9 protein-coding genes are annotated in these 10,853 nt (G+C 51.1%); 1 reads left to right on the forward strand and 8 read right to left on the reverse strand.

Going from position 1 to position 10,853, the window contains the following annotated elements; translation table 11 throughout:
• Positions 1-106: 106 nt before the first annotated feature.
• The 7 genes from ACE418_RS07270 to uxaC form a co-directional block, all read right to left on the reverse strand.
• Positions 107-745 (reverse strand): bifunctional 2-keto-4-hydroxyglutarate aldolase/2-keto-3-deoxy-6-phosphogluconate aldolase, encoded by a 639-nt coding sequence (locus ACE418_RS07270; protein WP_416449989.1) that lies wholly within the window; start codon positions 743-745, stop codon positions 107-109.
• A gap of 337 nt (positions 746-1,082) precedes the next feature.
• Positions 1,083-2,027, reverse strand: coding sequence for a sugar kinase (locus ACE418_RS07275; RefSeq protein ID WP_416449990.1), 945 nt, complete (start codon positions 2,025-2,027; stop codon positions 1,083-1,085).
• Positions 2,020-2,454: an HIT family protein gene (locus tag ACE418_RS07280; protein ID WP_416449991.1), complete on the reverse strand. Its 435-nt coding sequence runs from the start codon at positions 2,452-2,454 to the stop codon at positions 2,020-2,022. The genes ACE418_RS07275 and ACE418_RS07280 overlap by 8 nt, the downstream gene beginning before the upstream one ends.
• 12 nt (positions 2,455-2,466) lie before the next feature.
• Complete coding sequence (locus ACE418_RS07285) at positions 2,467-3,900, reverse strand: glycoside-pentoside-hexuronide (GPH):cation symporter (protein WP_416449992.1); 1,434 nt, start codon at positions 3,898-3,900, stop codon at positions 2,467-2,469.
• Positions 3,901-3,912: 12 nt separating this feature from the next.
• A complete protein-coding gene (locus ACE418_RS07290) occupies positions 3,913-5,403 on the reverse strand; it encodes a UxaA family hydrolase (protein WP_416449993.1) in 1,491 nt (496 codons plus the stop codon).
• A 3-nt stretch (positions 5,404-5,406) separates the two neighbouring features.
• Entirely contained in the window at positions 5,407-6,864 is a 1,458-nt protein-coding gene (locus ACE418_RS07295) for a tagaturonate reductase (protein ID WP_416449994.1), read from the reverse strand.
• Positions 6,865-6,878: 14 nt separating this feature from the next.
• Positions 6,879-8,288: a glucuronate isomerase gene (uxaC, locus tag ACE418_RS07300; RefSeq protein ID WP_416449995.1), complete on the reverse strand. Its 1,410-nt coding sequence runs from the start codon at positions 8,286-8,288 to the stop codon at positions 6,879-6,881.
• Positions 8,289-8,641: 353 nt separating this feature from the next.
• Here uxaC and ACE418_RS07305 point away from each other — a divergent pair, with 353 nt between their 5' ends.
• Positions 8,642-9,637 carry a LacI family DNA-binding transcriptional regulator gene (locus ACE418_RS07305; RefSeq protein ID WP_416449996.1) on the forward strand — a complete coding sequence of 332 codons (996 nt, stop codon included), beginning with the start codon at positions 8,642-8,644 and terminating at the stop codon, positions 9,635-9,637.
• A gap of 127 nt (positions 9,638-9,764) precedes the next feature.
• Here the strand turns inward: ACE418_RS07305 and ACE418_RS07310 are convergent, their stop codons facing one another.
• Positions 9,765-10,454, reverse strand: a complete 690-nt coding sequence (locus ACE418_RS07310; protein WP_416449997.1) for a GntR family transcriptional regulator — start codon at positions 10,452-10,454, stop codon at positions 9,765-9,767.
• Positions 10,455-10,853 lie beyond the last annotated feature (399 nt).

Consider the following 10,853-nt stretch of genomic DNA (forward strand, 5'->3'; position numbering starts at 1 on the left):
TTAAGTGGTTAGCAGCAAATTTGAAACCCTCCACTAACCACTAATCACTAGCCACTAGCCACTAGCCACTAGCCACTAATCACTAGCCACTAGCCCCTTTTAATTTTTATTTCCGGGCAGCCTGAACGGCGGCGATGAATTTCTTGGCCGTTTCTGTGATTTCATCGGCTGTCTTGCCACCGCCGGTGAGGGCACCGCCGGCACCGACAGCGACGCAGCCGGCTTTGATCCAGTCACCGGCGTTTTCTACATTGACACCGCCGGTCGGCATGAGCGGAGCCTGCGGCAGGGGACCGTGGATGGCCTTGATGGCTTTCATGCCCAGGATTTCCCCAGGGAAAATCTTGACGACGTCGGCGCCGTATTCCAGGGCCGTAATGACGCCGTTGAGGGTCGTCGTCCCCGGCATGACAGCCACGCGGTAGCGGTTGCAGAGCTTGATCGTTTCTACGTCCAAAGCCGGCGATACGATGAACTGAGCGCCATCGAGGATGGCGATGCGGGCCGTAATGGCATCGAGGACCGTACCGGCGCCGATGAGGACGTCGGGATCGTCGGCATACTTCTTGGAAAGAGTCGTGATGACTTCATGAGCCCGCGGCGTCGTGAAAGCCAGTTCAATGGCCGTGACGCCGCCTTTGATGCAGGCTTCAGACATCATGATAGCTTCTTCCGGGCTGTTGCCGCGGACGACGGCGACGACACCAATTTCCTGAATCTTCTTGACAACATCTAATTTATCCATTATTGTTTCTCCTTTGTGTTCATAAATAATCGCAGGCCGCAGTTCGCAGGTCGCAGCGGTCCTCTGGGACCGCCATCGTAGGGGCGTCCACGTGGGGCGCCCGTTCCACATCGATCGGCCATGTCCTATTCACGGTTAATGGGGCCGTTTTGCACCAATCATATTGATTGATACAGGTGTCATTAACGCAGGTCGCAGGCCGAAGCGGTCCTTTGGGCCCGCCATCGTAGGGGCGTCCACGTGGGGCGCCCGTTCCACACCGATCGGCCATGTCCTATTCACGGTTAATGGGCCCGTCCCAAAGGGCGGCCCGTTTGTGGGAATCCTACAACCAACATCATGCATTCTGCTGGAAAGCTTCCAACTGCTTCCGCGTCGGTAAGCCTTCGTTATCGCCGGCGACCTGGATGGCCATGGCCCCGATGGCAGCGCCACGGCGGGCAGCATCTTCCAGGCTCAGGCCGTCCAGGATGGCGCTGGTAAATCCGACGGCAAAGCCGTCGCCGGCGCCGACCGTATCGACGATGTGGTCGACGTGATAGCTGGGCACGCGGTATTCCTGGCCGTCCGCCGTGCAGATATAGGTCCCATGGCTGCCGCCCATCTTGATGACGACGGTCTGGACGCCGCGCTGCAAGTAATAGCCGGCAATATCCTTTTCATTATCCATCCCCGTCAGGATCCGGCCTTCGTTAAGGCCGGGCATGACGATGTCGGCGTACTGAGCCGCGTCGTTGATGACACGGGCCATGATTTCCTGAGATTTCCAGAGCATAGGCCGCAGATTCGGGTCAAAGGAAATGCGCACGCCTTTGCCGTGAGCCCGCATCATCAGCGTATAAATCGTTTCCCGGCACGATTCCGACAGGGCCAGGGGAATCCCTGTGACATGCAGGTGGTCGACGCCGGTCCAGTCGATACCGGAGAGGTCCGCCGGCTGGAAGTGGGAAAAGGCCGTATGCTTGCGGATATTGGCGACCGTCGGGTCCCCTTCCAGGACCTTTTCCTTCATCTGGAACCCCGTCATATGGTCGTCATCACTCCAGACGTAATCGTCATGGATGCCATTGGCCTTGAGGAAATTGCAGATGCACTTCCCGAAGGGGTCGACGCCGACCTTGGAAATATACGACACATCATTGCCCAGCCGGGCCATGCCGACGGCATAATTCAGTTCTGCCCCGCAGACATGACGGGAAAAATGTTCCACCTTTTCCAGCGGTCCTACTTCTTCTGCAATCAGCAAGCCCATGGCTTCGCCGATAGTAAGCACTTTACTCATGGTGATCCTCCAATTGTGCCTTTATTTTGTCAATCATCTCTTCATAGGCGGCATCTGTTAAATAGACGCGGTCCGGATTCATGGCAAAGGTACTGTTCCATTCAAAATCATCTTTGTATTTCGGCACCAGGTGAACGTGGAGATGGTGCCCGGTATCGGCATAAGAACCATAGTTTACCTTATCCGGATGGAAGGCCTGATGAATCGCTTTCGCCGCCTTGGCGACGTCAGCAAAAAAGGCATTTCGTTCGTCGTCACTCAAGTCCGTCATTTCACTGACATGATCTTTATAGGCGACGATGCAGCGGCCGGGATGACTCTGTTCCTTGAACAGGACCAGCATACTGACTGATAAGTCGCAGATGTAAATGCCGAATTTAGCAAGCGGCTCGCCTTTGACGCAATAGCCGCAGGTATTATCTTTCATGACAAATCCTCCTTATTCAATCGTGCCGTGTTCCCATTTCCCATGATTCAGATCGTCGGCAATCTTCTTGAATTTATCGTCTGTCAAACCGTAGAAGAAGTAGAGAATGATAGCGGCAATACCGAGAGCCACGCCAGGATACAAGGTCATAGCGGCTTTAATGCCCATCAAGGTCATTTCACTCTGGACGGCATTGGCGACGTAGCCTGTCAGTACCAGGATGCCCGAACTTACGACAGCGGCCAGGGCCTGGGCGATTTTACGGGAGAAGTTGAAGGCAGCATAAGTAATGCCTTCTTTACGGATGCCGTTGTGCCATTCACTATAGTCGATGACGTCGGAAACGAAAGCCCAGGTAACGCCGTTTGGAATAGCCAGGGCGACGTAACCAATCGTAACCAGTACGATGAAAGTGTAAATATTGGTCGGGATAACGAAGTTCAAGAGGTCAGCTGCACAGCCGATGAGCAGGCCGCCGATAGCCGTCTTTTTCTTGCCGAACATCTTGACCAGTTTCGGGATGAGCAGGATACCGACGACGGAGCAGCCCATCATGATGCCGTTTACAACCGGCTGCAAGCCCATATGGCCTAAATTATACTGACAGAAGAAAATCATCATCTGGTTATTCGTATTCATGGCCGAAATAGTAAACAAGGTCATTAAAATGATGCATAAAAGCGGTTTGTTAGTAAACACGAGTTTAATATAATCCGAGAATTTCGCTTTCTGTTCATTCTGGGTATTGCGCTTGACCGGAACGTGTTCATGGCAGTTGAAATAGCAGATGGCAAAGCCGATGACACCGATGATGGACATGACGATAGACGCGGCAAAGAAGCCTTCATGAGGCGAAGCGAACATGAGGACGACAGGGACAAAGGCCATGCCGGTAATGAGCTGGGCCCCGATGGAACCGGCCTGGCGGGTCGTCGCCATCTGACTTCGTTCTTCAACATCGCGGGTCATGACACTGGCCAGGGAAGAATACGGGATGTTCGTGAACGAGTAAACAAGGCCCCAGGCCATGTAAGCACCATAGGCAAAGAGAATCTTGCCCGTCGGCGAAAGGTCCGGCATAGTAAAGGTAATAATCGTCAAAATGGCCAGGATGACTGCCGACGCCATCATGACCGGGCGGAACTTGCCGCGGGGACCGATATTCTTGCGTCCATCGATGACCGAACCGGCGATAGGATCCATGAAAGCATCAAAGATTTTGGTAAAGGCAAAGATACCTGCAACGGCAGCTGCCGGGATGGTGCAGACGTCGATCCAGTATTTCGTCAAATAAGCCTGGCCCAAGTCGAACATGAAGCCGTTCCCAAAGTCACCGAAACCGTAACAAATTTTTTCACGCCACGATAATTTGACATGGCCTTCCTTAGAAGCTGCCGGTGCAACGGTCTCCGTCTTGTTCGGCAACGTCCCTGCTTGTGTGCTCATAGCACTCCCTCCTTATAAGGTAACACCGTTTTTAAATATAGCCAGTTCGTGTTTGTCCAGCGCTTCCGATTTCGCATGAACACGACCAGACGCTACGTCAAGGATATATTGGAAAAGGCGGTCGGCTGCGGCTTCCCGCGATTCCCCTTCAGCAATGGTCCCGGCATTGAAATCAATCCAATTCCGCTTGAAACCAGCCAGGTGACTATTGCTGGAAATCTTAATCGTCGGTACGGGGCAGGCAAACGGCGTCCCCCGGCCCGTTGTAAACAGTACCATATGTGCTCCGGCAGCAGCCAGGGCATTCGAGGCCACTAAATCATTCCCCGGGGCCTGCAACAAGTTAAGGCCCTTTTTCGTCGCCCTGTCTCCATAGGCGAGGACATCTTCGACGAGAGCCCGGCCGCCTTTCTGGACACAGCCCAGGGACTTATCTTCCAGCGTCGTGATGCCGCCGGCCTTATTGCCTGGCGATGGATTTTCATTGATTTTTTCGCCATAACTCATGAAATATTCTTTGAAGTGATTGATGAGGCCGACGGTCTTGTCGAAGACTTCCCGGTTGCGGGCCCGGTTCATGAGCAGCGTTTCGGCGCCGAACATTTCTGGCACTTCCGTCAGGATCGACGTGCCGCCGGCTGCGATGAGGCGGTTGGAAATCTCTCCGACCAAGGGATTGGCCGTAATGCCCGAAAAACCATCGGAGCCACCGCATTTCAAGCCGATAGTCAGCAGCGATGCATCGCAGGGCTGGCGATGGAACTGAGCTGCGTAAGCGCAGAGTTCTTTGACGATTGCCGTGCCGGCTTCGATTTCATCTTCTACATCCTGGCAGACCAGGAATTTGACCCGGTCCGGATCATAATCACCGATGACTTCTTTCATCAGGCTGACCTGATTGTTTTCACAGCCCAGGCTCAGGACCAGGACGGCACCGGCGTTAGGATTGTGAATCAAACCACTTAATATCTTTTGCGTATGGACCTGGTCATCACCCAGCTGTGAACAGCCGTGGGGATGGCTATAGGCATAGATACCGTCGATATTATCGGTCTTATAGGCCTGGGATGCCGATTCAATGGCTCTGGCAATATTGTTGACACAGCCGACGGTCGGAATGATCCAGACTTCGTTGCGGATACCGGCACTGCCGTCACTCCGTTTGTAGCCCAGGAATTCGTATTTTTTTTCACTTTTCCAGGGAGAACGATCGGCCTTTTCCGGTTCGTAGGTATAGTGAAGTAAATCACCGAGTTTACTTTGGACATTCTGCGTATGGACCCAGGCCCCGACGGGGATATCCACTTTGGCGGTGCCGATGGGGAAGCCGTATTTGATGACATCTTCGCCTTTGGCAATCGGCTGCAGGGCTACTTTATGTCCTGCCGGGATATCCTGGCAGACAGTAAAGGTCCTGCCGCCAGCCGTGACGACGCTGCCTTTGGCAACGGCGTCAACAGCTACGGCGACATTATCATGAGGGTGAATTTGGAATACGTTCATCGTTTACTCCTTTGTCAATTCGGCAATATGATCCTTGACGCCGACGTCAGCCATGCGGTCCAGATGAGCCGTAACGGCATCGGCAAAGCCTTCGATAGCTGACAGGTCTTCGCCCCACCAATCGCTGCGTCCCATGATGGCTTTGACATAATCAGCCGTCGTTTTTCTGGCCTGTTCTTTGACGAAAGCCAGTTTATCTTCATCATCGTGGATTTCATAAGTATTGCCCGGCCGCGAACCGATGAGGCAATGGTCACCGGCCTGGGTCGTCCGATAGAAGGCCAGGAAAGCGGCAAAAGAATAGGTCAGCCATTTGGGAAGCCTTCCTGTAGCTGCCAGACTATCCTTGAATGTCGGCAGGATACGGGCTTTCCACTTAGAAATCGAATTCAGGGAGATAGAGAGCAACGCGTGCTTGACAAAAGGATTTTCAAAGCGTTCATAAACGGCCTTGGCAAAGGCAACGGCCTTTTCTTCCGGCAGATGAACGGTCGGAACGATTTCATCGAAAACCGTCTGGTCGAGAGACTTACGGATGACCGGGTCTTCCATACACTGGCCGACATAATCGAGACCTGCCAGATAGGCACCGAGAACCATCGACGTATGAGCCCCATTGAGGATACGTACTTTCTGTTCCTTAAAAGCCTGGATATGATCCGTGAATTCAACATGGAATTTACTTGAGTTTAACGGCAGGCGCGAAGCCAGTGCCGGGTCGCCGATGACCCATAAAGAGAACGGTTCGGCCTGGTCGAGCAGGTTGTCTTCATAGCCCAGTTCGTCCTGCAGAGCCGCGATGGAATCAGCCGGATAGCCGACGACGATGCGGTCGACCAGAGTATCCGTGAACTGGCAGTGCTGGTCGAGCCAGGCCTGGAAAGGCGCTTCCAGTTTCCACAAGGATACATATTGGTTTACACAACCCTGAAGGAGTTTACCGTTGTTGTCATTCAATTCCGTCGGCAGCATAGTCAAGCCTTTATCGGCAGCGCCTTTATAAAAGGTATAGCGTTCATAAAGGAACTTCGTCAATTTAGCCGGGAATGTCGACGGCGGGCAATCGTCAAAGGCGTCCTTTTCATCAAAGGTGATGCCGGCTTCCGTCGTATTCGATACAACGAATTCCAGCGAATCTTCATGAGCCAGGGCCATGAAAGCCTCATATTCATCACGGGCGCTGATTACGGTCTGGACGGAGGTAATGACCCGATTTTCTTTATAGACCTTGCCATCCTGCTGACCGCGGAGGCAGACCGTGTACACATCATCCTGCTTGGCGAAGCGGTCCGTCTTGCCCGACCGGGGCATGATGACAGCGACGCTGCCATCAAACCCGTTTTCTTCATTAGCCACATCGACAGCATAATCGACGAAAGCCCTCAGGAAATTACCTTCCCCAAATTGCAGGATACGGATGGGATGTTCTGCTTTTTTATAAAGTTCACTGACGTTTTTCATCGTTTACCCTCCGTTTACATCTGGAACTGGAAGTAGTTGGCTACGTTGTTATAGCAAATATCTTCGACGAGCTGGCGAAGCGCTTCTTCATCATTTGGATATTCGCCATTTTCGACGAGATTGCCGATCCAGTTGCAGAGGATACGGCGATAGTATTCGTGGCGGGCATAGGATAAGAAGGACCGGGAGTCGGTCAACATCCCCAGGATGTTGCCAAAGACAGACAAGTTGGCAATACTCGTCATCTGGTCGATCATGCCCTGTTTCGTATCATTGAACCACCAGGCAGCGCCCTGCTGGATTTTGCCGCGGGCTTCAGGTCCCTGGAAAGCACCGATAATGGTACCGATCATGGCGTTATCGTTCGGCGTACCGGAGTAAAGGATGGTCTTCGGCAGGATATGACGTTCATTGAGATGGTCCAGGAAGGCGATGAGGCCTTTGCAGCAGTTACCTTCAGCTACGCTGTCGAAGCCCGTATCCGGTCCCAGCTTACGGTACATTTCCGAATTGAGGTCGCGCAAGGTAGCAAAGTGGAGCTGCATGACCCAGCCGCGTTTATAATATTCACCGGCCAAGTAAGTCAGGACAGCTGTCTTATAGGCTTCTGTTTCTTCTTTGCTGATGCTTTCGCCTTTCAAGGCTTTGGCAATGATGGCATCGATTGCCGGTTCATCGGCTTCACGGCAGAAGACGTATTCCAGTGCATGGTCCGTAGCGCGGCAGCCCATTTCTTCAAAGAAGGCGATGCGCTTATCCATAGCTTTGCGGATATCGGCAAAGGTCTTGATTTCAACACCGGCAGCCTGACCGAGGCGGGCCATATAATCGGCATAGCCTGCTTTATCGACGTTCATCAGTTTGTCCGGACGCATGGCCGGATATACTTTAGCACTGCAAGTCTTTTCTTCTTTCAATTTCTGATGCCATTTCAAATCATCAGCCGGGTCATCGGTCGTGCAGATGACTTTGACATTGGACTGTTCGATCAAGCCCTGGACGCCCATGCCTTTTTCCTGCAACTTGGCATTGCAGCGATTAAAGATGTCTTCAGCATTCTTTTCCGTCAACGGTTCAGTAATGCCAAAATAGCGCTGCAGTTCCAAATGACTCCAATGATACAGCGGATTGCCAATAGCTCGCGAAAGAGCTTTCGCATATTCGACAAACTTTTCCAAGTCCGTCGATTCCGTCCCGGTGACTTTTTCTTCCGGCGTCCCATTCGAGCGAATCAGGCGCCATTTATAGTGGTCCCCGCCGAGCCATACTTCGGTAATGCTGCGGAAATGGTGATCTTCTGCGATTTCCTGTGGGGAAATATGGCAGTGGTAATCAATGATCGACATATGTTCTGCATAGTCGTGGAATAAATGCTTGGCCGTAGCCGTATCCAATAAGAAATCTTTGTCCATGAATTGTTTCATTGTGTCCGTCTCCTCCCAATATAAGGCCGCTGGTTTCATCGGTCATTGGCAATTTTATTGTAAGCTCTTACATTTATCTTCACTGAAAGAATACCATGTCATTCCCTAAGTGTCAACGCAATATGATTTTTCCGTATCGATTTTGAAAAATTAATCATTTTCCATGCTTTAATCTCATAAATATGAAGTAATATCTCGTTTTATTATTCCTTTTGTGCCTAGATATTCCCATTCTTCTATTCCATATGGTTAAGCGCTTACATTTCATATTTCTGTAAGCTCGCCTTTTTTCAGAAAAAAGTGTGTTATAATGTAAGCAATCCAGATTTTTTACACAAAGAGGAACGATTGCCATGAACATCACCATTTACGACATCGCCCAGAAATGCAATGTATCGATTGCCACCGTCTCCCGCGTCCTCAACGGCAGCACACGGGTCAGCGAAAAGACGCGGGCGAAAGTCCTTCAAGTTATGAAAGAAATGGGCTATAAACCCAATCCCTTTGCTCGGGGCTTAGGTCTCGATTCCATGAAAATCGTCGGCGTCATCTGTACCGATGTAGCCGATATTTTCTATGCCCATGCCGTATCCCTGCTGGAAGACGGCCTGCGGAAGCACCATTTTGACGTCATGCTTTCCAATACCGGCAGTGATACAGGCCATAACGGGAAATATATCTCCGATATGGCGGACAAGCATGTCGACGCTATCATCACCATCGGCACGCCATTTTCTTCCGAATCCGATGTCCGCCAGCTCTGCGAAACGGCCCGGCAAATCCCGGTCATCACCATTAACAGCGATTATCATCAGCCCAATATGTACAGCGTCGTCTGCAATGAAAAAGAAGGCATGAAAATGGTCATCGCCGCCTTGGCCGCAAAAAACTGTCAGGACATCCTCTATATTTACGACTCCCTCACTTACAGCGGCCGCCATAAGCTCGACGGTTTCCGCCAGGGAATCATGGAATGGAGGTTAACAGAAAAACCGGAGCTCATCCAGCAGATTCCCCGGACGCTGGACGATACAGAAGCACTCATCGACCGTTTAGTCGCAGACAATATCCCCTTCGATGCCATCGTCACCTCAGAAGACATCTTTGCCGTCGCTGCCCAGCGTGCCGCCTTGCGCCATGGAAAAAACATTCCCGTCATCGGCTGCAATAACTCCATCCTCGCTCAATGTGCCACGCCGACCATTACCAGCCTGGACAACAAACTGTCCAGCCTTTGCAACGCCGCCGTCCATATCGTCACCGAACTGACCGGAAAAGAAGCCGATTCCGTACCGGTCCGCACCGAATTCAGCGCCGACCTCGTAGAACGGGAAAGTTTCAGGAGGTAAAAAAAGGGCTTGTCGCACGACGACAAGCCCTTTAAAGTTGTTAGTGGCTAGCAGTTAGTTGTTAGCGGATGGCTTTAAATTTGAAGGTTTTCGCAGCAAACTCCCAACTCTGAACGATAAACTATCTTTACCGGAAATATTCTGGATATTCTTTTTTCAGCACTTCCACGTCGCCCATGACCTTGTTGATGTGTTCAGTCATGATCTGCGTGGCCATCGCTGTATTGCCGGCAAAGATAGCACCGACGATGCCTTTGTGCTGTTCGTAGAGAAGATTCATCTGCTCAGCGGCATCGCTGACATTGAGGACGCGGGCCCGGGCATAATCCAGGTTCGATTCCTGGACAATCTGCCAGATATGCGGTTTCCCACAGCCTTCATAGAGCAGGGAGTGCAGGGTATTATCACTCTTGAAGAATTTTTCTGCATCTTTCGAAGTAATGAATTTTCCCTGCTCGAAAATACAGAATTCCAGTTTCGTCCGCCACGGATCCGGAAAATCCTGGCAAGCCAGTTCTACGATAGCCCGTTCCAACGTGACCCGGAAAAAGCGGAACTCCGCCAGCTGTTCCGTGTGAATCTTGGACACGAACGTCCCGCGCTGCGGCAAAATTTCGAGCAGCCCCTTTTGCGACAGGCGGATGAAGGCTTCCCGCACCGGTGTCCGGCTGACGTTCAAGAAGCCCGACAGTTCCTGTTCAGACATGGCCGTACCTGGCGGCAGCTTCAAAGACATAATGTTTTCATACAACACGCGATAAGCGTATTCCCGCACCGTTTCATTCGGCGCTTTTTCAAATAATTCCAAATTCTCCATAACAACTCCATCATTCTGAAAATCAATGCCTGTTTTTCTCAAATTCATCTTATCACAAAACGGGCACAAATTGTATATTTCCAGAAGAAAAAAAGCACCATTTCCAGTGTTAGTAAATTGATTTATTTTGATTTACATACTTATAAACGGCTTAATTACTGAATTTTTATTTTATATTATCGCGTCATTTAAACGGATTGTGTGAATGTGTAAATCATACGGTTCGAGTGCCCCATACAGTTTAGATTAACCGTCACTATAGTTGGGGAACTAGTCAAGTGGCGGTTATTTCACTATTGAACCTCTCCCGCTTATAGAAGCGGGAGATTCTTGAGAAGGTTGCTGTTTAAGTTTCCTCCTGAAATCAGGATAGCCTTATTCTCAAAGGGCTGTCCAAAA

The organism is Megasphaera jansseni, from assembly GCF_047974155.1.
In the GTDB taxonomy this organism is placed as follows: Bacteria; Bacillota; Negativicutes; order Veillonellales; family Megasphaeraceae; genus Megasphaera.